Annotated in this window: 26 protein-coding genes and 1 tRNA gene; 18 read left to right on the forward strand and 9 right to left on the reverse strand. The window is 63.9% G+C overall.

Translation table 11 applies throughout. The annotated features are described in order from the left end of the window. Positions 1–41 precede the first annotated feature (41 nt). Positions 42–1568 carry an NAD(P)H-hydrate dehydratase gene (locus ACVC7O_RS09830; protein ID WP_458325906.1) on the forward strand — a complete coding sequence of 509 codons (1527 nt, stop codon included), beginning with the start codon at positions 42–44 and terminating at the stop codon, positions 1566–1568. Here the strand turns inward: ACVC7O_RS09830 and ACVC7O_RS09835 are convergent. Continuing rightward, the gene (locus ACVC7O_RS09835) at positions 1565–2080 is read right to left on the reverse strand and encodes a Hint domain-containing protein (RefSeq protein WP_458325907.1); all 516 of its coding nucleotides are present in this window, start codon (positions 2078–2080) and stop codon (positions 1565–1567) included. The genes ACVC7O_RS09830 and ACVC7O_RS09835 overlap by 4 nt on opposite strands. A gap of 145 nt (positions 2081–2225) precedes the next feature. Between ACVC7O_RS09835 and ACVC7O_RS09840 the strand changes: the two genes are divergently transcribed. From ACVC7O_RS09840 to ACVC7O_RS09860, 5 genes are all read left to right on the forward strand, one after another. Further along, a tRNA-Leu gene (locus tag ACVC7O_RS09840) sits at positions 2226–2310 on the forward strand. A gap of 121 nt (positions 2311–2431) precedes the next feature. Then, the gene (locus tag ACVC7O_RS09845) at positions 2432–2923 is read left to right on the forward strand and encodes a type IV pili methyl-accepting chemotaxis transducer N-terminal domain-containing protein (RefSeq protein ID WP_458325908.1); all 492 of its coding nucleotides are present in this window, start codon (positions 2432–2434) and stop codon (positions 2921–2923) included. A gap of 94 nt (positions 2924–3017) precedes the next feature. Next, positions 3018–3893 carry a hypothetical protein gene (locus ACVC7O_RS09850; RefSeq protein WP_458325909.1) on the forward strand — a complete coding sequence of 292 codons (876 nt, stop codon included), beginning with the start codon at positions 3018–3020 and terminating at the stop codon, positions 3891–3893. A 148-nt stretch (positions 3894–4041) separates the two neighbouring features. Further along, entirely contained in the window at positions 4042–5373 is a 1332-nt protein-coding gene (tig, locus tag ACVC7O_RS09855) for a trigger factor (protein ID WP_458325910.1), read from the forward strand. An 81-nt stretch (positions 5374–5454) separates the two neighbouring features. Then, on the forward strand, positions 5455–5799 hold the full coding sequence (locus tag ACVC7O_RS09860) for a hypothetical protein (protein ID WP_458325911.1): 345 nt from the start codon (positions 5455–5457) through the stop codon (positions 5797–5799). 3 nt (positions 5800–5802) lie between these two features. On the opposite strand, the gene ACVC7O_RS09865 is transcribed toward ACVC7O_RS09860, so the two are convergent. Together ACVC7O_RS09865 and ACVC7O_RS09870 are read right to left on the reverse strand one after the other, a co-directional pair. Continuing rightward, a complete protein-coding gene (locus tag ACVC7O_RS09865) occupies positions 5803–6264 on the reverse strand; it encodes a transglycosylase SLT domain-containing protein (protein WP_458325912.1) in 462 nt (153 codons plus the stop codon). A 97-nt stretch (positions 6265–6361) separates the two neighbouring features. Beyond that, positions 6362–6874: an AAA family ATPase gene (locus ACVC7O_RS09870; protein WP_458325913.1), complete on the reverse strand. Its 513-nt coding sequence runs from the start codon at positions 6872–6874 to the stop codon at positions 6362–6364. Positions 6875–6992: 118 nt separating this feature from the next. Between ACVC7O_RS09870 and ACVC7O_RS09875 the strand changes: the two genes are divergently transcribed. Further along, positions 6993–7151, forward strand: a complete 159-nt coding sequence (locus ACVC7O_RS09875; protein WP_458325914.1) for a hypothetical protein — start codon at positions 6993–6995, stop codon at positions 7149–7151. A 74-nt stretch (positions 7152–7225) separates the two neighbouring features. On the opposite strand, the gene rplI is transcribed toward ACVC7O_RS09875, so the two are convergent. The 3 genes from rplI to rpsF are packed head-to-tail and all read right to left on the reverse strand — an operon-like array spanning position 7226 to position 8497. Next, a complete protein-coding gene (gene rplI, locus ACVC7O_RS09880) occupies positions 7226–7873 on the reverse strand; it encodes a 50S ribosomal protein L9 (protein WP_458325915.1) in 648 nt (215 codons plus the stop codon). Positions 7874–7883: 10 nt separating this feature from the next. Beyond that, positions 7884–8111, reverse strand: coding sequence for a 30S ribosomal protein S18 (gene rpsR / locus ACVC7O_RS09885; RefSeq protein WP_005982441.1), 228 nt, complete (start codon positions 8109–8111; stop codon positions 7884–7886). A gap of 26 nt (positions 8112–8137) precedes the next feature. Beyond that, the gene (gene rpsF, locus ACVC7O_RS09890; protein ID WP_458325916.1) at positions 8138–8497 is read right to left on the reverse strand and encodes a 30S ribosomal protein S6; all 360 of its coding nucleotides are present in this window, start codon (positions 8495–8497) and stop codon (positions 8138–8140) included. A 270-nt stretch (positions 8498–8767) separates the two neighbouring features. Here rpsF and ACVC7O_RS09895 point away from each other — a divergent pair, with 270 nt between their 5' ends. Then, positions 8768–9256, forward strand: a complete 489-nt coding sequence (locus ACVC7O_RS09895; RefSeq protein ID WP_458325917.1) for a hypothetical protein — start codon at positions 8768–8770, stop codon at positions 9254–9256. A gap of 141 nt (positions 9257–9397) precedes the next feature. Further along, positions 9398–9970 carry a YceI family protein gene (locus ACVC7O_RS09900; RefSeq protein WP_458325918.1) on the forward strand — a complete coding sequence of 191 codons (573 nt, stop codon included), beginning with the start codon at positions 9398–9400 and terminating at the stop codon, positions 9968–9970. A gap of 126 nt (positions 9971–10096) precedes the next feature. On the opposite strand, the gene ACVC7O_RS09905 is transcribed toward ACVC7O_RS09900, so the two are convergent. Continuing rightward, a complete protein-coding gene (locus tag ACVC7O_RS09905; RefSeq protein ID WP_458325919.1) occupies positions 10097–11296 on the reverse strand; it encodes a cytochrome b/b6 domain-containing protein in 1200 nt (399 codons plus the stop codon). 194 nt (positions 11297–11490) lie between these two features. Here ACVC7O_RS09905 and fabD point away from each other — a divergent pair, with 194 nt between their 5' ends. The 9 genes from fabD to cysE all read left to right on the forward strand — a co-directional run bounded on the left by fabD (position 11491) and on the right by cysE (position 20809). Then, on the forward strand, positions 11491–12423 hold the full coding sequence (gene fabD / locus ACVC7O_RS09910) for an ACP S-malonyltransferase (RefSeq protein WP_458325920.1): 933 nt from the start codon (positions 11491–11493) through the stop codon (positions 12421–12423). Positions 12424–12429: 6 nt separating this feature from the next. Continuing rightward, positions 12430–13167: a 3-oxoacyl-[acyl-carrier-protein] reductase gene (gene fabG, locus ACVC7O_RS09915; protein WP_458325921.1), complete on the forward strand. Its 738-nt coding sequence runs from the start codon at positions 12430–12432 to the stop codon at positions 13165–13167. Between the two features lie 250 nt (positions 13168–13417). Next, a complete protein-coding gene (locus ACVC7O_RS09920; protein WP_135505123.1) occupies positions 13418–13651 on the forward strand; it encodes an acyl carrier protein in 234 nt (77 codons plus the stop codon). 166 nt (positions 13652–13817) lie between these two features. Continuing rightward, positions 13818–14351: a GNAT family N-acetyltransferase gene (locus ACVC7O_RS09925; RefSeq protein WP_458325922.1), complete on the forward strand. Its 534-nt coding sequence runs from the start codon at positions 13818–13820 to the stop codon at positions 14349–14351. A gap of 90 nt (positions 14352–14441) precedes the next feature. After that, on the forward strand, positions 14442–15701 hold the full coding sequence (fabF, locus tag ACVC7O_RS09930) for a beta-ketoacyl-ACP synthase II (protein ID WP_458325923.1): 1260 nt from the start codon (positions 14442–14444) through the stop codon (positions 15699–15701). Further along, on the forward strand, positions 15701–16867 hold the full coding sequence (gene mltG, locus ACVC7O_RS09935) for an endolytic transglycosylase MltG (RefSeq protein ID WP_458325924.1): 1167 nt from the start codon (positions 15701–15703) through the stop codon (positions 16865–16867). Before fabF ends, mltG begins: the two co-directional genes overlap by 1 nt. A gap of 282 nt (positions 16868–17149) precedes the next feature. Continuing rightward, on the forward strand, positions 17150–17482 hold the full coding sequence (locus tag ACVC7O_RS09940) for a hypothetical protein (protein WP_458325925.1): 333 nt from the start codon (positions 17150–17152) through the stop codon (positions 17480–17482). Beyond that, entirely contained in the window at positions 17403–19877 is a 2475-nt protein-coding gene (locus ACVC7O_RS09945; RefSeq protein ID WP_458325926.1) for a baseplate multidomain protein megatron, read from the forward strand. The genes ACVC7O_RS09940 and ACVC7O_RS09945 overlap by 80 nt, the downstream gene beginning before the upstream one ends. 122 nt (positions 19878–19999) lie before the next feature. Further along, a complete protein-coding gene (gene cysE, locus ACVC7O_RS09950; RefSeq protein WP_458325927.1) occupies positions 20000–20809 on the forward strand; it encodes a serine O-acetyltransferase in 810 nt (269 codons plus the stop codon). Between the two features lie 66 nt (positions 20810–20875). Here the strand turns inward: cysE and ACVC7O_RS09955 are convergent, their stop codons facing one another. Further along, positions 20876–22189: a pyruvate dehydrogenase complex dihydrolipoamide acetyltransferase gene (locus tag ACVC7O_RS09955; RefSeq protein ID WP_458325928.1), complete on the reverse strand. Its 1314-nt coding sequence runs from the start codon at positions 22187–22189 to the stop codon at positions 20876–20878. Positions 22190–22201: 12 nt separating this feature from the next. Beyond that, the gene (locus ACVC7O_RS09960) at positions 22202–23584 is read right to left on the reverse strand and encodes a pyruvate dehydrogenase complex E1 component subunit beta (protein WP_458325929.1); all 1383 of its coding nucleotides are present in this window, start codon (positions 23582–23584) and stop codon (positions 22202–22204) included. Position 23585 lies beyond the last annotated feature (1 nt).

Raw genomic sequence — 23585 nt, forward strand, 5'->3', positions numbered from 1 at the left:
ACGCACAAAAAGTAATCACAAATGAATCGAGAGGCGGAAAAATGGCTGAAATCCTGACGGCAGCCGAGATGCGCGCGCTCGAAAAAGCGGCCATGGCATCGGGTGCCGTGAGTGGTCTGGAGCTGATGGAGCGGGCCGGTCAGGGGGTCTGCGATGCGGTGTTTGCGCAGTGGCCGGAGCTGCGTGACGGGGTGCATCGGGCGGTGGTGCTCTGCGGGCCGGGCAACAACGGGGGCGACGGCTTCGTGATCGCGCGGTTGCTCGCCGCGCGCGGTTGGGCGGTCGAGGTTTTCCTGCTTGGAGAGGGCGCGCGTCTGCCTCCCGATGCGCAGGCCAATCATGATCGCTGGCAGGAGGGTCATGGGGTGGCGCCTCTGGGGCCGGGCTGTGTCACGGGCGGCGTCGATCTGCTGGTTGATGCGCTCTTCGGCACGGGGCTGACCCGGGCGGTCGCGCTCGATGTGCCGGGGCTTTTTGCCGCTGGCGCAGCGGTGGCTCGGCGTGTGGCGGTGGATATCCCGAGCGGTCTTTGTGCGGACAGCGGGCGCGTGCTGGGGCAGGCACTGCCTGCTGATCTGACGGTGAGCTTTCAGACGGCCAAGCGTGGGCATCATCTGGCGGAGGCGCCGGATCTCTGCGGTGCGCTGGCGGTGGTGGACATCGGGCTGGGGCCGTGGCTCGACGGTGCAGAGGAGGCGGGGCTGTTCGGCCGGCCGCCTGCGCGTCTGATCGAGGTGTCGCGCGACGGGCTGGCCAAGCGCCGCGGGCACAAGTTTGCGCATGGACATGCCTTTGTCGTCTCCGGTGGCGCGGGGCGGACAGGGGCGGCCCGGCTGGCAGCGCGCGGCGCGCTGCGGATCGGTGCGGGGCTGGTGACGCTGGGCGTGCCGCCCAATGCGCAGATGGAGGTGGCCCAGCAGATCACGGCGCTGATGCTGCGGCGAGTGGCGGAGGCGGATGCGCTGAGCGAGGTGCTGGCGGACCGCCGCATCACCGCCCTCTGCCTCGGCCCAGGGCTGGGGCTCGACGCGCGTGCCGCGACGCTGATCGCGGCGGCGCTGGAGGCCGGGACGCCTGTCGTGCTGGATGCCGATGCCTGCACGTTGATCGGGCGCGACGCCTCTCTCTTTGCAGCGCTGCATGAGCGCTGTGTGCTGACCCCGCATGGCGGAGAATTTGCGCGGCTCTTTCCCGAGCGTGCCGCCATGTTGGAGGCGGCGCCTGAGCGCGGCCCGGCTTACTCGAAAATCGATGCGGCGGTCGCGGCGGCGCGGCAGGCGGGCTGCTGTGTCGTCTTCAAGGGCGCGGATACCGTGGTGGCCGCGCCGGATGGGACGGCCTTTGTCAACTCGCCGGAGGCGGCAACCGCCTGGCTGGCGACCGCAGGCTCGGGTGATGTGCTGGCAGGCTTCATCACCGGCCTGCTGGCGCGCGGCTTTGTGCCCCAAGAGGCGGCGACGACCGGGGTCGCGCTCCATGCAGCCTGCGCGCGGCGGTTTGGCCCCGGCCTCATCGCGGAGGACCTGCCAGAGATGCTGCCGGCGGTGTTTCGAGAGATGGGGCTTTAGCGCGCGGGGCGGGCGACCGTGTCCATATCGGCATCGGCGGTGCCGAGATCGAGCCCATCGGCGAAGAGGATTTGCGGCGCGGTGCAATAGAGCCGGTAGAGCGTCACAAGCTGTTGGCCCACATCGCGCACGAATTCGCCATCGATGAGTTGGCGCGCCTGCAACAGGGCTGTACGTTGCCCGCTGAGCGCAGACGCACGCCAGTCGCGCAGAAAGACCATCTGATCGGCGGTGAGCAGGGCGTCGCGATCCGTCCGGCTGTGCCCAAGCGAGCCCGCGATCACGTAAACGGCAGGCACCAGCGCGCTCACCACGTCGATCTGGATGACGGGCATTGCGCCTGCGCGGGTCAGGACATGGTCACCGACGCGCAGGGCATCCACGCTGAGCTCGCCCTTCAGGGTGAGCACCTGCGCGCCCGAGATGAGCCCGGCAAACCCCGGTTGCTCAGCGCTGCTGCGAAGGCTGCTGCGCGTGGCGGCGGCGGGGCGCCCGACCGTTCTCGGCTTCATTAACCCGTCTCCTTGAAGTGACCTCGCCCCGAGTGAACACAGATTTTGATAACGTCTTCTTAAAATCTTCGATGAATTTTGCACTCGCGCTGCCGTGGCGGGTTTGCTAAGCAGCCCGCGGACCGGGGTGCGATCCGGTCATCGTGCGGGTGTGGCGGAATTGGTAGACGCACCAGATTTAGGTTCTGGCGCCGCAAGGCGTGGGGGTTCAAGTCCCTTCACCCGCACCATCCTTCTGGTTTTGAACGGAATTCTCTTCAAAACGCGCGCGTCGGGCGGGTGTCGCTTAACGCATTGTTAACGTGCTGACCCATAGCAGAAAGAGGTTTTGACGCCCGAGAGGTGAGCGGTATGCTTGGGTCCATTCTAGAGAAATGTGCGGCACTGCTCTTGGTTCTCGCGGTCTCCGCGCCGATGACGTTCGGTACAGTGCCTGCGGTGTCTGCCGAGATCACCGCTGAGAGCAATGCCAATACCCGGATGAACTATGCTGGGCGTCAGCGGATGCTGACCCAGAAGGTCTCGAAGGAAGTCTGTTTCAAGATGATCGGGCTGAAAAACCTGGGCGCGCGCGAGCTGGTCGAGGCCACCGTGCAGGACTTCGATAAGGCGATTGCGATGCTGCTCTCCGGTTCGGAGGAGGCGGGCATCCTTCCACCGCCGAACCGCGCGGTCAGACAGCAGTTGGAGCGGGCGCGGGGCGCCTGGCAAGACTTCAAGGAACTGGTGACGCAGATCGAGGATGATCCGAACGTCGATCATGATACGCGGGTCAAGCTGGCGAACATGAGTGACCATGTGCTCAAGGAAATGCATCGGGCGGTCACCCTTTACGTGCAATAGGGCGCCGTGCGACGACCCGTCAAAAGCATCTGGCGGATACCAGCCCTTAACCTTCGGCCGCTAGGGTCGCCGCATCACGGTGTGAAGGTGTTGAATGCGGGCTCTGTTCTATCTGCTGCGGCTGGCTGTGCTCTGCACGCTCGGGCTGAGCGGGACCATGGCGGCGGGCGATCAGCACGTTCAGCATTTGGATGCGCTGGCGCGGATTAAGGTGGCGGCGGAGCAGCGCACGCTGGTGCAGACCATGGCCAAGTCCACCTGCTTTCTGATGGCGGATGTCATGCCACAGGCGCAGGCGGAGCAGGCCTTCATCGCCTCGATGATGTTTGATGACAATGCCGCCGCTCTGCGCAATGGGCAGGCCGAGGGCATCACCGATCCGGAGGCGGATCCGCAGATCCTGGGGCATCTCGATCAGCTGGACGAGCTGTGGCGGGTGTTTGCACCGGCCTCGCGGCAGGTGATGTCGGGCGATTTCCACGCGGTGCCGGTGCAGCAGCTGATCTCGCTCGACCCGGTGGTTTCGAGCACCCTCGAGACGCTGGTGGTGGACGTGGCGCAGACCCACCGCGCCCGGATGGTGACCCGCCAGGATATGATCAGCACGGTGACGCATGCCGCAGGTCAGAGCATGCTGGTGCGCAAGGCCGTGAAGGAGCTGTGCTACATCGGCATTGACCTCACGCCCGGGCGCATGCGGACCGCGCTCCGCACCTCGATCGACAGCTTCGAGACCATTCTGGCCGCGATGGAGCTGGGCGATTTCGATCTGGAAATCGCCGACCCGCCCAGCCTCGCCGCGATCAAGCAGGTGATGGAGATGAAGGATCTGTGGGCGCGGCTGCGCCCCTTGCTGGAGCAGGGGCTGCAGGCGGAGGTGGTGGCGGGACAGACCCTTGTGGAGGCCGCAGCACTCGGTGATGAGATGGTCGGGTTGACCGACGGTATGGTCGTGCTCTACCTCGAATAGGGCGCGGCGCGGTGGTGCTGGCGCGGTTTTTCCCGAGAGCCTGGGCCCCAAGCCCTATTGGGCCTTGCACCGGTCCCGACACACCAATAGAAGGGCGCAAATTTCATGCCCGCGCCCGCCCGGCGCGCCACATTTCTATGGAGCACACATGCAGGTCACCGAGACGCTGAATGAAGGTCTGAAACGCAGCTATGCCATCACGGTCACCGCGGCCGAGCTGGACGAGAAGGTCAACGAGAAGCTGGCCGAAGCGCAGCCCGACGTGGAGATGAAGGGCTTTCGCAAGGGCAAGGTGCCGATGGCGTTGTTGAAGAAACAGTTCGGCCAGCGGGTGATGGGCGAAGCGATGCAGGAGAGCATCGACGGCGCGATGTCCGATCACTTCGAGAAATCCGGTGACCGCCCGGCGCTGCAGCCCGAGGTCAAGATGACTAATGAGGATTGGAAAGAGGGCGACGACGTCGAGGTCTCGATGTCTTACGAGGCGCTGCCGGAGATCCCCGAGGTCGACTATGGCAAGATCAAGCTTGAGAAGCTGGTGGTGAAGGCCGAGGACGCGGCCGTCGACGAGGCGCTGGCGAACCTCGCCGAGACCGCGCAGGACTTCAAGGCGCGCAAGAAGGGCGCCAAGGCGAAGGACGGCGACCAGGTGGTGATGGACTTCGTCGGCAAGGTTGACGGCGAGGCCTTCGAGGGCGGCTCGGCCGAGGATTATCCGCTGGTGCTGGGCTCCAACTCCTTCATCCCCGGCTTTGAAGAGCAGCTGGTGGGCGTGAAGGCGGGCGAAGAGAAAGCCGTGAGCGTGACCTTCCCCGAAGATTACCAGGCGGAGAACCTGAAGGGCAAGGAGGCGACCTTCGACTGTACCATCAAGGAGGTCAAGGAGCCTGTTGCGGCCGAGATCAATGACGAACTAGCGAAGAAATTCGGCGCCGATGATCTCGACGCTCTGAAAGGTCAGATTTCCGAGCGGCTGGAAGCGGAATACGCCGGGGCCGCGCGCGCGGTGATGAAGCGCGGGCTGCTCGATGCGCTTGACGGGCTGGTGTCGTTCGACCTGCCGCCTTCGCTGGTCGAGGCGGAAGCCAAACAGATCGCGCATCAGCTCTGGCACGAGGACAACCCGGATGTGGAAGGCCACGACCACCCGGAGATCGAAACGACGGACGAGCACACCACGCTGGCCACCCGCCGCGTGCGTCTGGGCCTGTTGCTGGCCGAGATCGGCCAGAAGGCCGAGGTCGAGGTGACGGATGCGGAGATGACCCAGGCGATCATGGCGCAGGCGCGCCAGTACCCGGGGCAGGAGCGTCAGTTCTTCGAATTCGTGCAGCAAAACCAGCAGATGCAGCAGCAGCTGCGCGCGCCGCTTTTCGAGGACAAGGTCGTGGACCACGTCTTCGAGCAGGCGACGATCAAGGAGAAAGAGGTCTCCAAGGACGATCTGCAGAAGGCCGTCGAGGCGCTGGAAGACGAATAAGCCGCCCTGGTGGTGGTGTTGAGAGGGCCGCGCCGTGAGGCAGCGGCCCTTTGTTCTGCGCATGACGGGTGAGGGGAGCGGATGACGGGAAGGCGTCTGCTCGGTGTGGCACTTGCGGCGGTCCTGATTGGCGCAACCGCTCTTGGGTTGCCGAATGCGCTCGGCAACCTGTTTCTCACAGTAACCAGCGCGGCGTTTTACATTCCGGCGCAGAGCAGTCTGTGGCGGTTTCGGGCGACCGTGATGAACGAAGGGTCAGGCGACTGGTGGCTCTACGGCGAGGATGCTGCGCATTACTATGCCGTCTCAGACGACGATCATTTCACCTATGTCTATCTGCCGAAGGACGAGGCCCCGGCGTCGATGGACCCGCGTGACACGGCCACTTGGGGGGCCGCGGTGCAACGGGTCGAGGTCGCGCGCTGAGCCTCAGCCCGGGCGCAGGCCGGTTTCGACCAGCATGCCGCGCCGCTTGGCCTCGTAGTAATAGCCGCGCGCGTACCACATAATGGCGGTGTCGTGATCGCCATCCGACAGCAGCCAGGCGCCGCGCAGGTATCTCAGCGCGTATTTCAGGTTGGTCTCGGCATCGAGCAAATCATCGGGCTGGCCGCGAAAGCCCTTGGTGCGCGCGGTCTCGGGCAGGATCTGCAGCAGACCGTAGTAGGGCCCGTTGCGCGCCCAGGGGCGGTGGGTGCTTTCGCGGATGGCGAGCTTGTGCACCAGTGGGCGCGGCAGCTCGTAGAGGTCGGCGTATTGGTTGATGAGCCGCCGCAGCTCGGGCGTCTCGTTGGGGTAGAGCGGCGGGTCGAAATGGGCAGGTTCGCGCGCGCCGCAAGCGGTGAGCAAGCTTGCGCTGAGGCAAAGCAGGGCGGTGCGGCGGGTGAACATCGGGCGGCTCCTTGGCTGTTGGTGGGCGGATATTGACCGCCCGAGAGATGAGGGCAAGGGGAGAAAGCCGCGTGGGCGACGGCGTGCTGATCCCGCGTCAGGCGAGCTGGTCCAGAACGAAATTGGCGCGCGCCTCCGGTGCCGTTTTGGGCAGCAGAACGGTGTCGTAGCCGAGGGCGCGCAGGGCGGTGCTGAGCCGGTCGTATTCGGCACAGGCCGCGCCATAGCCGTGCTGGCGCGCGGCATCCTGGCGGTAAATCTCGGGCCACGGCGGCGTGAGAAAGACGGTGCCGTGATAGACGGGTGGACCTGGCAGATGCGCGGCCACGGGCGCGCCGGTGCAGTGAGCCAGCGCCACGGCAGCATCGATCACACCCCGGTCGAAAAAGACCCAGACGTCCTGTGCCTGCATGCGGGTGAGGTCCTGCCGGGCCATGTGCAGGGCGGCGGTCGCAAAGCCCGCCATGTCGTCGAGCGGTGCGGGGCCGCCCGCGGCGATCACCCGGCGGCCGGGTTCGGGCACCACCGGATATCCGCGTGCGCCAAGCGCGGTGAGCAGCGTGGATTTGCCGCCACCGGAACAGCCTGAAATGAGCACAAAACGGGACATGAGACCTTTCAGGGTGCCGGGTGACCCGACGTCGCCCGGGGAGAGTTGATATGGGTCAAGTCTCGCGATGCGGGACCGCGTTAGGCAGGGGCCATCACGCATCAGGAAAGATATGACGATGAAGAGACTGAGACAAACTCTGCTTGTGCTGGGCCTGCTGGGGGTGGCGGCTTGCACACAGCCCGGCACCTATCCGGTGAGCGGTGAGACCTGCGGGCCCGAAGACCCGGTGCTGGAGCTCGATGCCGCGGATTGCGGGACGCCCGGGCTGATGTGATCCCGGTTGGAGCGCAAGAAAAAAGGCCGGTTGCAGATGCGACCGGCCTTTTTGCTGTGTCTGGAGCCGCGCGATCAGCTGCGCCCGGCTGTGTCTTCCTGATCACCGGAGGCGGGCTCTTCCTCGCTCTCTTCGGCCACGGCCTCGGCGAGGTCCGCATCGTCGGAGGTGGCTGCACCGATGTCGTCGAAGAGCTCGGCGATTTCGAACTCGGCGGCGGCTTCTTCTTCGGCGGCCAGCTCCTGGATGGATTTGCCGGAGGCTTGCAGCTCGGCTTCTTCCTCGGAGCGGGCGACGTTCAGCTCGATGGTGGCATCCACTTCGGGGTGCAGCACCACGGTCACGCTGTGCAGGCCAAGTTCCTTGATCGGCTGCAGGACGACCTGCTTGCGATCCACGGAGAAGCCCGCTTCGGTTGCAGCATCGGCGGCGTCCCGGGTGGTGACGGAGCCATAAAGCGAGCCCGCGTCGGAGGCGGAGCGAATCACGATGAACTGCTGCCCATCGAGTTTCTCGGCCAGCGCTTCGGCTTCTTTCTTGGTTTCCAGGTTGCGCGCTTCAAGCTGGGCTTTCTGCTGCTCGAAGGCTTCGATGTTGGCCTTGGAGGCCGACAGCGCCTTGCCTTGCGGCAGCAGGAAGTTGCGGGCGTAGCCGGGTTTCACATCGACGACTTCGCCCATCTGGCCCAGTTTCGCGACGCGTTCGAGAAGGATAACTTGCATGGTCAGCTCCTTACTTCACGGCGTAGGGCAGAAGGGCCAGGAAGCGGGCGCGTTTGATGGCACGGGCCAGTTCGCGTTGCTTCTTGGCGGAGACTGCGGTGATACGGCTGGGCACGATCTTGCCACGCTCAGAGATGTAGCGCTGCAGCAGACGTGTGTCCTTGTAGTCGATCTTGGGCGCGTTGTCGCCCGAGAAGGGGCAGACCTTGCGGCGGCGGAAAAATGGTTTAGCGGCCATGGGTTATGTCCTTGTCCTAAAGCTGATCAACGGCGTTCGCGGCGCTCACCGCGGTCACGATCATCGCGTTTCTGCATCTGCACCGACGGCAGCTCGGCGTGCTCATCGACCTTGATGGTCAGCACGCGCATCACGTCGTCATGCAGGCGCATCAGGCGTTCCATCTCCTGCACGGCAGGCGCGGGGGCGTCCGAGCGCAGGAAGGCATAGTGGCCCTTGCGGTTTTTGTTGATCTTGTAGGCCATCGTCTTGACGCCCCAGTACTCGTGATCCACGAGATTGCCGCCGTTGTCCGACAGTACGGCGCCAAAATGTTCGATCAGCCCTTCGGCTTGCGTGTTGGACAGGTCCTGACGCGCGATCATGACATGCTCATACAAAGGCATGTGTGGTCCTCATTTCTATCAAGGCGCATTTCAAAGGTGGGGCCAGTTGCCCTTTTGCGGCCCCGCCACGAGAGACTGCGCGGTTCATGTGTTTGCAAAAGGAAGCGTCCGTATACACGCTTTGGCCCATGGCGCAAGTGGGCAGGGCGCGGGCGCGGTTCTGCAAAGTGGAGCGGTGTTTCACGAAATGGCCCAGCGGCTGCCTGAAAGCCGTCTTATTTGCGTCTTGATTGCGCGATTTCCTCACCGTTAACCAAGAGAGGACGTGACATGTCTAGCACAGTTGATCCGGTGAATTTCGAGACCATCGCGCCGCAGCCGGTGCGGACCGCAGACGGCAGCCGCATGGTGATGCGCGGCGTGCAGGGCGTGGTCGGTGCTGCGCTGATCCTGACGGCCCTGGGGCTGTGGGTGGCGCCGGGCGCGAGCTGGGATCATGAGTTGATGTTGCTGAAGCTGCTGGCCTCTGCGGTTGGCGGGATGGCGGGCATTGCGCTTTTGCAGGGCTTCGTGCGCCCGGCTCCGCCGAAGGTGGAGGTCGACACCATCCGCCATGAGGTGCGGCTGGTGCGGACCCGCGGCAAGGATCGGTTCGTGCTGGACCGCTGCACCTTTCAGGACCTGACGCGGGTGGAGAACACCGGCACATATGTGAAGCTCTGGGGCAAGAAGGACGCGCTTCTGGCCGAAGTCGCGGCGAGCGACCGGGTCGCGCATCGCAGCCTGGTGACCGCGCTGCGGGTGGCGGGCAAGCTCTGATCCCGGCGGGGACCTGCCGAAACGAAAGATGACTGCGCGCTGTTCGTCAGCGCGCAGAATTTGTTCGGGCCTGTGGAATTGTCAGCGCGCCAGAAAGACCCACATAACCTTCATGTTTTCAACAAACTGGAGGTTCCCTCGATGAAATCGCTTGTTCTGGCCGCCGCGCTGGCCGCATCCGCCGGCATGGCATCGGCTGCGGCCGAGAAATACGTACTGGATTCCAGCCACAGCCAAGTTCTGTTCAGCTACAACCACTTGGGCTATTCCACGACCTTCGGCATGTTCTCGGGTTTTGAAGGCGAGATCATGTTCGACCAGGAGGACCCCACCGCCTCGTCCGTGACCGTGTCGATGCCTGTAAAAAGCATGTTCACCGGCTGGGAGAAGCGCGAGGAGCACTTCTTTTCGGAAGATTTCTTCGGGGCCGAGGATGGAGACCTGATCACGTTCACGTCAACGGCGATCGAAGTGACCGGTGAAGACACCGCGCAGATCACCGGTGATCTGACCATGAATGATGTGACCAAATCGGTTGTGCTGGACGCGGTGCTGAACCAGACCGGCACGCATCCCATGGCCAACAAGGAATGGGCCGGGTTCGATGCCACCACGACGCTGCTGCGCTCGGACTTCGGGCTGGGCGCCATTGCACCTGCGGTGAGCGACGAGGTGGAGGTGCGCATCTCCATCGAGGCCAGCAAGGCGGAGTAAGCCCCGCGCGTCATTTGATGAAAGAGCCGCGTCCTGCTGTCAGGGCGCGGCTCTTTTCATGTTGGATGCTCCATGTGTGGCGGGCCGTGTGCCGATGAGTATTTCTGGAAGGGTGAAGGGGCGGGGTCAGCCGCCCTGGGCCGCGGTGAGCGAGATGGTGACGCCGACGGAGAAGCCGACGGAGGATTCGTCGGTCTGGCTTTCGCCGATGCCGTAGTTTCGCCGGTCGAGCGTGGTGTCGGCGGTCACGGTGGCCACGCCATCGGTGATCTGCAGATCGAAGGGGAAGGAGACTGGCACGGATTGGTCCTTGATGGTCAGCGTGCCCTCGGCGCGGTCGCCGTCGGGGCTGCGGATCAGCTCGGCGGTGTAGCGGGCGGTGGGAAAGGCCTCGGCGTTGAAGTAATCAGCTCCCAGGGCCTGGCCGGTAACCGAGCCGAGCGTCAGTGAGCCGATGGAGATGGTGACATCGACGCTGCCGGCGGGGCCTTCGGTGACGCTGTCATCGAAAGTGATGGCGGCGGTCCAGTCGGCGAAGCTGCCGGTGACGTCGGAGCCCAGCTGCTTGACGGTGATCGCGATCTCGCCCTCTTGCACGGCCCATTCGGATTGGACCGCTTCGAGCTCGGCGGCGGCGACGGCGGTGGTGTGTTTCTCATAGAGCCCGAGCGCGTTGCCGACGCCGAGCGCGCCCGCCCAGATCACCAGCGCGCTGATCAGCGGCAGGGCCACGTGGTGTGGGGTGAGTGGGGCGGTGATCGCAGGTTTGCCGGGCAGCATGCGCAGCAGCGTTGCGTCCTTGTCGATCACGTGGTGTTTGATGGCACCGGCGAAGTGCAGGATGATCGAGGCCGCGAGCACCCGTTCGAAGACGATGTGCAGCCCGGCCGCCGTGGAGGCGAGGCTTTCGGATTTCGGCACGAAGGGCAGGTTCTGCCCCAGCGGCCACCAGATCGGCGCAAAGCCGTCGGTGGCGGCGTGGTGGATCCAGCCCGAGAGCGGCACCAGCAGCAGCGAGCCGTAGAGCAGCCAGTGCACGGTTTCGGCGGCCAGGCTTTCGAGCTTGCGGTCGGGGTGCAGGAGTGTCGGCTTCGGTTGACTGAACGCCCAGAGGATGCGGGCGAGGGCGACGAAGAAGACCGTGACGCCAAGGGTCTTGTGCAGCGAGAAGAGCCAGGCCTTTTGCGCCAGCTGTTCGGAGGTCTCGTAGGGCAGCCAGTTGGCGTAGATGCCAAGCGGGATCAACGTGAGGATCAGCAGGGCGGTGAGCCAGTGAAAGGTCTTGGTGACCCCGCCGTAATGTGTGCTGGTGTTCGACAGCGCCATGCGCAACCTCCGGAACTTCTTTTGTGTCGCTCTTAGATTAGAGGTCCGGGCCCGCACGACAATGGGGCGGGATGCACAGGGTGTGCGCGAGCGTGCGCAGGAGGCTGCCGGTCGCTTTCGGGCGCCGGGGCCGTTGCGCCCCTGGCGCGGGCAGGCTAAGCCGGGGTTCAAGAACCAGAAACGGGGGGCACATCATGAGCACGGCATTTGTATTTCCGGGGCAGGGCGCGCAGACCATCGGCATGGGCCGGGCGCTGGCCGAGGCCTATCCGGCAGCGCAAGCGGTCTTCGACGAGGTGGATGAGGCCTTGGGCGAAAAGCTGAGCGCGCTGATCTGGGAGGGCGAGATCGAGACGCTGACCATGACGGAGAATGCGCAGCCCGCGCTGATGGCCACATCGATGGCAGCGCTGCGGGCGCTGGAGGCGGAGGGGCTGGGCCTCGACCGCGCGAGCCATGTGGCGGGGCATTCGCTGGGTGAGTATTCGGCGCTGGCCGCGGCGGGTGCGGTTTCGGTGGCCGATGCGGCGCGGCTCTTGCGGACCCGCGGGTTGGCGATGCAGCAGGCGGTGCCCGTGGGTCAGGGCGCCATGGCCGCGGTGCTGGGGCTCGATTTTGACACGGTGACCAGGGTGGCGGAGAACGCTGCCGAAGGTCAGATCTGCCAGGTGGCGAATGAGAACGATCCGGCGCAGAATGTGGTCTCGGGTGACAAAGCGGCGGTGGAGCGGGCCTGTGTTCTGGCCAAGGAGGCGGGTGCCAAGCGAGCCTTGATGCTGCCGGTGTCGGCTCCGTTTCATTGTGCGCTGATGGAGCCTGCGGCGGAGAAGATGGCGGAGGCGCTGGAGGGCGTGGAAATGGCTGCGCCGCAGGTGCCGCTGGTGGCCAATGTGACGGCAGAGGCGGTGAGTGACCCGGCAGAGATCAAGGCGCTGCTGATCCAACAGGTCACCGGGCAGGTGCGCTGGAAGACCTCTGTCGAATGGATGGCGGCAAACGGTGTGACGGCGTTCTGGGAGATCGGGGCAGGCAAGGCGCTGACCGGCATGATCCGGCGCATCGCCAAGGAGGCAGGCGCGCGCAACGTAGGCACGCCCGAGGATATCAAGGCAATTTTGGAAGGCTGAGAGCATATGTTTGATCTGACGGGAAAGAGTGCGCTGATCACCGGCGCATCAGGCGGGATTGGCGCCGAGATTGCGCGGCTGCTGCATGGCGCGGGGGCGACCGTGGGCTTGTCGGGCACGCGGGTGGAGCCCTTGGAGGCGCTGGCCGGAGAGCTGGGAGAACGGGCGCATGTGCTGCCCTGCAACCTGAGCGATATGGAGGCGGTCGAGGCGCTGCCCAAGCAGGCGGCGGAGGCCATGGGCAGCGTCGATATCCTGATCAACAACGCGGGGATCACCCGCGACAATCTCTTCATGCGGATGTCGGACGAGGAATGGCAGTCGGTGCTGGATGTGAACCTCACCGCGACCTTCAAGCTCTGCAAAGGTGTGATGCGCGGGATGATGAAGGCGCGCTGGGGCCGGATCGTGAATATTTCCTCCGTGGTGGGGGCGACGGGCAATCCGGGGCAAGCGAATTACGCGGCGTCGAAGGCGGGCATGGTCGGTATGTCCAAGAGCCTTGCCTATGAGGTGGCGAGCCGCGGGATCACCGTGAACGCGGTGGCGCCCGGGTTTATAGAGACGGCGATGACCGACAAGCTGAGCGATGATCAAAAGTCTGGAATCATGGGACAAATTCCTGCCGGACGCATGGGGACGCCCGCGGAAATCAGCGCCGCGGTGCTCTATCTGGCGAGCCCCGAGGCGGCCTATGTGACAGGCACCACCTTGCATGTGAACGGCGGTATGGCCATGTTGTAGGTCAAATTCGCAGCCCCCAAGCTTGCCATGCACAATGCCTTGCCATCTGTGTCGCTTATGCTAAAGGGGGCGCAGTTTTTGACCCCGTATGCGGTGATTTGCATATGGATCCATCTGAGGCGGCACAGCGACAGGCGTGTTGACCCGGACAGAGCCGCCCCTTTGGGGCACAGGCCCGTTCTCTCCCGTATCACGGGAGGTGCAGGCAACCGAAAGGGGCCAGACCGGCCCGAATGAATGAGGGACTATTATGAGCGACATCGCAGATCGCGTGAAGAAAATCGTTGTGGAGCACCTGGGTGTTGAAGAGGACAAAGTGACCGAAAACGCTTCGTTTATCGACGACCTGGGCGCAGACAGCCTCGACACTGTTGAGCTGGTGATGGCTTTTGAAGAAGAGTTCGGCATCGAGATCCCCGATGACGCGGCAGAGACCATTCAGACGTTTGGCGACGCGGTGAAGTTCATCAGCGAAGCCTCCTGAACGGGCGCCGGGCCCGCCCCGGCTGGGATAGAAAGAGGGCGTCTTTCCGCAAGGAGAGGCGCCTTTTGCTTGGGCGGGTTCTCTCAGGGGTTGAATTGCGGGGGCGTCTTGCGCAAATCTGTGCCCAGAGGGCGCCAAGCCCCGATCCGAGAGCAGAGGCTGCGAGATGTCGCGCACCATACCCACCATCAACACGCATCGCCTGACGTTGCGCGGGATGCGCCCCGAGGACTTCAGGCGCTATGCCGAGATCTGGGCGATGCCGGAGGTCGTGCAGCATATCAACGGTGAGCCCTGGCCGAAGTCGAAAGCCTGGGATGCGTTTCTGCGCAATGCGGGGCATTGGCAGATCACCGGGTTCGGGCAATGGGCGATCCACCGCCACCGGGCGCCGGAGATGTCGGGACAGGTGGGGTTTTTCTATGCCAAGCGCGATCTGGGGGAGGATTTCGACAGCTACCCCGAAGCGGGCTGGGTGCTGTGCCCGGACGCGCATGGGCAGGGTCTGGGCATGGAGGCGGCGCGGGCCGCGCACGACTGGTTTGACCGGGTGGTGACCGGGCATCTGGTCTGCATGATTGCGCCTGAGCACACAGCCTCGCTGCGGATCGCGGAGGCGATGGGCTATGAGGTCATGCGGGATGCCACTTACGCGGACAGCGCCGTGCGGTTGCTGGCGCGCAAGGGGCCGCCGCAGTAGGTCCGATACCGTTCGGCCGGGCGCGAGTGCTCTTGCATCAAAACCGCCGCGCACTGTATGGGGAGGGACGAATTTGGAAGGGGCATTGCGATGCGCAGAGTAGTTGTCACGGGGCTGGGTCTGGTGACCCCATTGGCGGATGGCGTCGAGGCGAGCTGGTCGCGGATTCTGGACGGGCAGTCCGGTGCCGGGCCGATCACACAGTTCGATCCGGCGCGCGTGATCACGCAATATGCCTGCGAGGTGCCGCGCGGCGATGGCTCGGACGGCACGTTCAATGCCGACGCCTATATGGAGCCGAAAGATCAGCGCAAGGTGGACACCTTTATCCTCTTTGGGATGGCTGCCGCACAGCAGGCCGTGGAGGATGCGGGCTGGCAGCCGGAGGATCTGGAGAGCTTGGAGCGCACCGGTGTGCTGATCGGCTCGGGCATTGGCGGGCTGAACTCGATTGCCAACACCGCGATCATGATGAACGAGAAGGGCCCGCGCCGCGTGTCGCCCTTCTTTGTACCGGGCGCGCTGATCAACCTGATCTCGGGTCAGGTGTCGATCAAATACGGGTTCAAGGGACCGAACCATTCAGTGGTGACGGCCTGTTCCACGGGCGCCCATGCGATCGGCGATGCGAGCCGTCTCATTCAGCACGGCGATGCGGATGTGATGATCGCAGGCGGCGCCGAGGCCGCGATCTGCGAGATTGGTATTGCCGGGTTCAACGCCTGTAAGGCGCTGAGCACCAAACGCGGCGATGACCCGCAAAAGGCCAGCCGACCCTATGACGAGGACCGTGATGGCTTCGTCATGGGCGAGGGGGCGGGCATCGTGGTGCTGGAAGAGTATGAGCATGCGAAGGCGCGGGGTGCCAAGATCTACGCCGAGATCCTGGGCTATGGGCTGTCGGGCGACGCCTATCACATCACGGCGCCGTCGGAGGATGGTGAAGGTGGTGAGCGGTCCATGCGCGCGGCGCTGAAGAACGCCGGGCTGGAGCCGAAGGATGTGGACTATATCAATGCGCATGGCACCTCGACCATGGCGGACACCATCGAGTTGGGGGCTGTGGAGCGGTTGATGGGCGAGCATGCGGGTGCGGTGACGATGTCCTCGACGAAATCAGCCACCGGGCATTTGCTGGGGGCGGCGGGGGCGATCGAGGCAATCTTCTCGATCCTCGCGATCCGGGATCAGGTGGCGCCGCCGACGATCAACCTCGACAACCCGGCGGTTGAGACTGCTATCGACCTGGCGCCCAATGCCAAGCGGGAGCGCGAGGTCAATGTGGCCCTGTCGAACTCCTTTGGCTTTGGCGGCACCAATGCGAGCGTCATCTTTGGGAAAGTGAGCTGATGTGGCGGCATATCGCCTCTAATGCAGTGACCATGCTGATCGTGCTGCTGTTCCTGATGGGCGGCGTGATCCTGTGGGGGCGGGGCCAGTACCAGGCCGCGGGGCCGCTGGAAGAGGCGATCTGTCTGCAGGTGGAACGCGGCACCAACATGCGGCGGGTCAGCGTCAACCTGGAAGACCAGGGAGCGGTGACCTCGTCGACGATTTTCCGCATGGGGGCGGATTATGCCGAGAAGACGAGCCAGTTGAAGGCGGGCAGCTATCTGGTCGACCCGGGCGCGTCGATGGAAGAGATCGTGGACATTGTGACGCGCGGCGGCGCGAGCACCTGTGGCACAGAGGTGGTCTACCGGATCGGGGTGAACCGTCTGGGCGTGCAGGTGCGGGAGCTGGACCCGAGCACCAACGCATTTGAGCAGCGCGCGATCTTCACGCCTGCCGAGGACGAAACCCCGGAGATTTACACGGAGAAGAAGGCCGAAGCCGATACGCGGTTCCGCGTGGCGCTCGCCGAAGGTGTGACCAGCTGGCAGGTGGTGGAGAGCCTGAAGGCGATGGATGTACTGGAAGGCGCGGTTGAGGAACTGCCGCCCGAGGGCTCGCTGGCACCAGACAGCTATGAGGTGCAGCCGGGGGATGATCGCGCGGAGATCATTGCGCGGATGCAGGAGGCGCAGGAGCTGCGCGTGGCGCAGGCCTGGTTGAACCGGAACGAGGATTTGCCGATCGAGACGCCAGAGGAGCTCTTGGTGCTGGCCTCGATCATCGAGAAGGAAACCGGGGTGGCGGATGAGCGCGGGCAGGTGGCCAGCGTCTTCGTGAACCGGCTGAACCGGGGCATGCGGCTGCAGACCGACCCGACGGTGATTTACGGCGTGACCGAAGGCAAGGGCGTGCTGGGGCGCGGGCTACGGCAGAGTGAGCTGCGGGCGGCGACGCCGTGGAATACTTATGTGATCGAAGGCTTGCCGCCTACGCCGATTGCGAACCCTGGGACGGCGAGCCTGGAGGCCGCGGCGCGGCCCCTCGAGACGCCCTATGTGTTCTTTGTGGCCGACGGGACAGGTGGCCACGCCTTTGCCGAGACATTGGACGAGCACAATCGGAATGTCGCGAAGTGGCGGGAGATCGAAGCCGAGCGCGCCAATCAATCCTCGGGCAATTGAGGCGGGCGGGGCGGCGGCCTGAAAGCCCGCCGGACCTGTTGGTTTTGCGGGGCTTGCGCCGTTTGACCGGTGCGCCTGTGGCGCGTGCAGCGCCGAAATCGTTAATGGCACCGTACGGTGGGTCGCTCTTAACAATTTGATTTTTCTTGACTTTGCGTGCGGTCACACGTATAACTTGTGACATGCTAGAAGAAGTGGGCGAACGATCCCGGGCTTGGCCCGACGGGTCGTTTTTTCGTTTCTCTCGTGCGGAGACTACGCGCATGAGAGGTAGAAACCTGAATGACCTTAATCACCCCGGAGCACGTAGAGTCGCAGACCGAAGACCTTTTGAACTCGGTCCTCGGTTCCATCAGAGATCTGCGAAAAGAACTGGAAGACCTGAGAGAACGGGTCCGCACATCTGATGGTGCAGTGACGGCGCAGAGCACCAAGACAGTGACGCAAGCCGCGACGCTGCTGGAGACCTGCCAGAAAGTGGAGAACCGCCTTGTCGAATGTCGAAGCAAACATGCCGGGATCGCCCAAGGGGGCTATGCCCTCGATCTCGAAAAAGCACGGGCTACGATTGGGCGCAAGCTGGATCGGCTCCGCATCACGCGACCTGCAGGATGAATTTCTGAATGACCTGGATGAGGGAGAGCTTCTGGCTCTCCCTTTTTTGTTCGAGTTCTGGGCCATGGAGCATCAGTTGCCGCCGGAGGGAGACTGGCGGTCTTGGGTGATCATGGGCGGACGCGGTGCGGGGAAGACGCGCGCGGGTGCGGAATGGGTGCGGGCGCAGGTTGAAGGCGCGCGGCCAATGGATGAGGGGCGGGCGCATCGGGTTGCGCTTGTGGGGGAGACCGTGGACCAGGTCCGCGAAGTGATGATTTTTGGCGACAGCGGCATCCTTGCCTGTTCGCCGCCCGACCGGCGCCCGACCTGGGAAGCCGGGCGGAAACGGCTGGTCTGGCCCAATGGGGCGATTGCCACCGTGCATTCGGCCTATGACCCCGAGGGGTTGCGGGGGCCGCAGTTTGATGCGGCCTGGGTCGATGAAATCGGCTGTGCCTCCGTCGACAAGGGCACGAACCAGCCCAATAAGTTTCTCGACATGAAGTCGTCAGAGAGCAGCTTGCCGAACTTCTCGAACGGTGCGCGGGATGACTTCATCCAGGCGCAATACCTGCGTGCGCTTGCGTCGTTCTGGGGGGACACTGAGAAGAACCCGACCTCGGCGGTCTATGGCGGCCCGATGGTTGATATGAGCCGGGCCTTTGTCTGGGCCTGGGATGCGCGGCCTTACCCATACTTCCCCAACAACGCGGCCCTCTGGAGTGATGCGGAGAACTACGCGCGGGGCCATTGGATCAATGGCCGGACCTCCGCGCGGTCGCTGGCCTCGGTGGTGGCCGAGATTTGCCGCAAGGCGGGTGTCACGAACTACGACACCAGCCGTCTCTATGGAACCGTCCGTGGTTATCTCGTCAATGATGTGAACGATGCGCGGGCGTCGTTGCAGCCGCTGATGCTGCGCTACTCCTTCGATGCCGTCGAGCGAGATGGCGAGTTGGTGTTCCGGATGCGCAACGGCCAGAACCCGCTACAGCTGAACCGCGAGGTGCTTGCGCTCAGTGAGGAGCTCGACGGTGTTATCGAGCAATCGCGGTCGTCTCAGGCCGACATGGCGGGCCGCGTGCGGCTGCGCTTTGTGCAGGCAGATGCGGAGTTCGACGTGCTGGCAGAAGAAGCTGTGCTGGCCGATGAGCGGACGCATTCCGTGTCCACCTCAGAGATTCCCATCGCGCTGACCCGTGGTGAAGGCCGGCAAACCGCAGAGCGCTGGCTCACCGAAGCACGTATTGCGCGGGATGCAATCCGTTTTGCGCTGCCGCCGTCCTGCCTCACCATGGGTGCAGGGGACGTCATTGAGCTGCAGGGCGATCAGGCGGAAGGCCGGGCGCTCTACCGGATCGACCGGGTCGAGCAGGGCGCGTTGCAGATCGTTGAAGCGGTGCGTATCGAGCCCGATGTCTATACCTCTGCCGAGATGATTGACGACGTGCCCAGCCCGCGGCCTTTCGTGCCGCCGGTGCCGGTGACGCCGCTCTTTCTCGATCTGCCGCTGATCACTGGCGATGAAATTCCGCATGCTCCGCATGTGGCGGTGACAGCGCAACCCTGGCAGGGATCGGTTGCCGTCTACCGCTCGCCGAGCGACAGCGATTTCCGCCTGGTGAGCCAACTCTCGGCGCGTTCTATCGTCGGGACCACGCAATCGCCGATGGTAGCCGCGGCCTCTGGGCGACTGGACCGGGGCGCCCCTCTCGAGGTCAAGCTGATCAGCGGGACACTCAGTTCCGTCGAGCTTCAGTCGATGCTCAGCGGTGCGAATCTTGCGGCGATTGGCGATGGCAGCCCGGACAACTGGGAGGTCTTTCAGTTCGCCAATGCTACGTTGGTGGACAAGCAGACCTATCATCTGAGCGCCCGGCTGCGTGGGCAGCTCGGCAGTGACGGTCTGATGCCGGATGTCTGGCCGGAAGGATCGTGGTTTGTGCTGTTGAACGGGTTCCCCGAACAGATTGACCTCGGTCGCAACCTGCGCCGGGTGTCACAGACCTATCGCATTGGCCCGGCGCGCCGCCCCGTGGACGATCTCTCTTACGTTCAGGAGGTGCAGGCCTTCAATGGCAACGGTGAGCGTCCCTACGCACCGGTTCATCTGCGCACGACTCGCGCGACGAATGGCGATGTCACGGTGACCTGGGTGCGACGCACACGGCAAGACGGCGATGGGTGGGACGTGCCGGATGTCCCCTTGGGCGAGGAAAGCGAAGCCTATTCCGTCCGGGTACTGCAAGGTGAGACAGTCGTGCGAGAGGTCACGGTTGCTGCACCTCAGTGGCAGTACACTGTTGCAGATCAGCTGGCCGACGGTGCGACGGGGGAGGTCGAGCTGGAGGTGTCGCAAATCTCAGCAGCCTATGGACCGGGGCTGCCCGGGAGGATCAGCATGGCGCTTTGAGCGCCTCAAGCTGGCCATTTTGCCGTCATTCCGATCCGGAATACTGCCCATCACAGGTTTGCGTTTGGCCTTGGCACCCTAAATGAAGTACAAAGGGGGCCAACCTTAGAAGGACAGGTGTGATGGCTGAACGTAAACCGAATATCACCCCGGTTGATCCTGCCTGGGATCAAATCTGTGCCGAAGCGCGGCAGGCCGCTCTCGACGAGCCGCTGATGGGCGGCTTTCTGCACGCCTGTATCCTGCATCACAAGAACATTGAGAAGGCGCTGTCCTACCGGATTGCGGCCAAGCTTGCCTCGAACGAGATGTCGATGGTGGTCGTGCGTGAAATGGTGGAAGACGCCTATGCGAACGATCCGTCGCTGGTTCAGGCCGCCCGCGCCGATCTGGTCGCCATCTATGAGCGTGACCCAGCCTGCCACCGGCTGCTGCAGCCGATCCTCTATTTCAAGGGGTATCAGGCGATGCAGGCCTACCGGGTCGGGCATCACCTGTGGATGCAAGGCAAGCGTGATCTGGCCTATTTCGTGCAGATGCGTGTTTCGGAGATTTTTGGCGTCGATATCCACCCGGCAGCCAGCATTGGCAAGGGCATCATGATCGACCACGCGCATTCCATTGTGATCGGCGAGACAGCGGTGGTGGGTGATAACGTCTCCATGCTGCATTCGGTAACGCTGGGCGGGACGGGCAAGGAAGAAGAAGACCGCCATCCGAAGATCGGCAATGGCGTGCTGATCGGCGCTGGCGCGAAGGTGCTCGGCAACATCAAGGTGGGTGATTGCAGCCGGATCGCGGCGGGCTCGGTCGTTCTGGAAGAAGTGCCGTCCTGCAAGACGGTCGCCGGTATTCCCGCGCGGATTGTCGGCGAAGCTGGATGCGATCAGCCGTCGATCTCCATGAACCACATGCTTGGGCCGGACGTCTGAGCCACTCAGAAAACAAGAAAAGTCGGGAGCGCTGCCCCCGGCTTTTTTCGTTTCAGGGCCAGATGATCAGGCGAGCATCGTCATCGGGTTTTCAAGGTTTTCCTTGATCGCCTGCAAGAGCTGCGCGCCCAGGGCCCCGTCGATCACCCGGTGATCGACAGACAGCGTCACGGACATGACGGTCGCGACCGACAATTCCCCATCCTTCCCGACAACCGGCTTTTTCACACCCGCGCCTACTGCGAGGATCGCGCCATGGGGCGGGTTGATCACCGCATCGAAGTTGTCGATGCCGAACATTCCGAGGTTCGAAATCGCAAAGCTGCCGCCCTGATATTCATGCGGCGCCAGCTTGCGATCGCGGGCGCGGGTCGCGAGGTCTTTCATTTCGGCGGAGAGTGCGGAGAGCGATTTCATCTCTGCGTCTTTCAGCACTGGGGTGAAAAGGCCGCCTTCGATAGCGACCGCGACAGCCACATCCGACGGTTTCAGCTTCAGCATCCGATCCCCGGCCCAGACGGCATTGGCATCGGGCACGGACTGCAGAGCCAGCGCGCAAGCCTTGATGATGAAGTCATTGACCGAGAGTTTCACGCCTCGGGCTTCAAGCTGCTTGTTCAACTGGCCCCGGAAGGCCAGCAGCGCGTCGAGCTCGATGTCACGGCGCAGGTAGAAATGCGGGATGGATTGCTTGGCCTCGGTCAGGCGGCTGGCGATGGTCTTGCGCATGCCATCGAGGCTGACCTCCTCGTAGTCGCGGCCTTCGTACATCGCCATCACCGTGCTTGCGCTTGGTCCGCTCGCGGCGGGCGCAGGGGCGGCCGGGGCTGCGGCCGCGGGCGCGCTTGCGGCTGCCTTGGGAGCAGCCGACGCGTTCTCCACATCCGCTTTCACGATCCGGCCGTGCGGACCGGAGCCTTTGATGGCCTCGAGATCGAGCCCCTTGTCCTTCGCGATCCGGCGCGCGAGCGGCGAGGCGAAGATGCGGCTGCCGCCCGCGCCTTTCGGTGCTGGCGCGGCGGAGGGGGTAGGGGCGGGCGCCTCGGAGCCTCCGCTGGAGGCCGCCTCGTTACCCGCGTCAGCCGCAGGCGCGGCCTCCGGCGCGGGTGCCGATGTGTCGATATCATCCGCGCTTTCGCCCTCTTCGAGCAGGATCGCGATGGCGGTGTTGACCTTCACGCCTTCACTGCCTTCCGTGACGAGGATCTTGCCAATGGTGCCCTCATCCACGGCTTCGAATTCCATCGTCGCCTTGTCGGTTTCGATCTCGGCCATGATGTCACCGGAGGAGACCGTATCGCCCTCCTTCACGTGCCATTTGGCCAGCGTGCCCTCTTCCATGGTCGGGCTGAGGGCGGGCATGAGAATTTCTGTCGGCATCTTGCGCGCTCCTTAGCTGTAGGTGACTTGTTTCACGGCGGCGATCACCTCATCGGTGGTGACCAGCGCCAGTTTCTCGAGGTTGGCGGCATAGGGCATGGGCACATCCTTGCCGGTGCAGTTGATCACAGGCGCGTCGAGGTAGTCGAAGGCCTCCTGCATGATCACCGAGGTGATGTAATTTCCGACGGAGCCTTGCGGCCAGCCTTCCTCGACCGTGACGCAGCGGTTGGTCTTCATCACCGATTTGAGGATGCTGCCGGTGTCCATCGGGCGCAGGGTGCGCAGATCGATGACCTCGGCGGAGATGCCGTCTTCGGCGAGCTTGTCGGCGGCTTCAAGCGCGTATTGCATGCCGATGCCAAAGCTCACGATGGTCACATCCGAGCCTTCCCGCCAGACTCGCGCTTTTCCGAACGGGACCGTATAGTCATCGAGCTCTGGCACATCAAAGCTGCGGCCATAGAGGATTTCGTTTTCTAGGAAAATGACCGGGTTGGGATCGCGGATCGCGGTTTTCATCAGGCCTTTGTAGTCGGATGCCGAGTAGGGCATCGCAACCTTCAGACCCGGGATCTGCATGTACCAGGCGGCGTAGTCCTGGGAGTGCTGGGCGCCGACGCGGGCGGCAGCACCGTTGGGGCCGCGGAAGACCATGGGCGCACCCATCTGCCCGCCGGACATATAGAGCGTCTTGGCGGCGGAGTTGATGATCTGGTCAATCGCCTGCATGGCGAAGTTGAAGGTCATGAACTCGACGATGGGGCGCAGCCCGCCAAAGGCGGCGCCGGTTGCGATGCCGGCAAAGCCGTGTTCAGTGATCGGCGTGTCAATCACGCGCTTGGCGCCAAACTCGTCGAGCATGCCCTGGCTGATCTTATAGGCGCCCTGGTATTCGGCGACCTCTTCGCCCATCAGGAAGACGCTGTCGTCGCGGCGCATCTCTTCCGCCATGCCATCACGCAAAGCCTCCCGCACAGTTTGCTGTTTCAGCGTGGTGCCTTCGGGCCAGTCGGGCGAGGTGTCTGTTTCGGGAGCCGATGGAGCGGGGGCGGGCGCCTCGGGGGCCGCAGGGGCCGCCTCGTTGCCCGCGTCAGCGGCGGGTGCCGCCTCCGGCGCAGCGGCTGATGTGTCGATATCATCCGCGCTTTCACCCTCTTCGAGTAGCACGGCGATGGCGGTGTTCACTTTCACCCCTTCGGTCCCTTCCGCGACGAGAATTTTGCCGACGATGCCTTCATCGACGGCCTCGAATTCCATGGTCGCCTTGTCGGTCTCAATCTCGGCCATGATGTCACCGGAGGAGACGGTGTCGCCTTCCTTCACAAGCCATTTGGCAAGCGTGCCTTCTTCCATTGTCGGCGAGAGCGCGGGCATGAGAATTTCGGTTGCCATG

Source organism: Roseobacter cerffii, assembly GCF_054226325.1.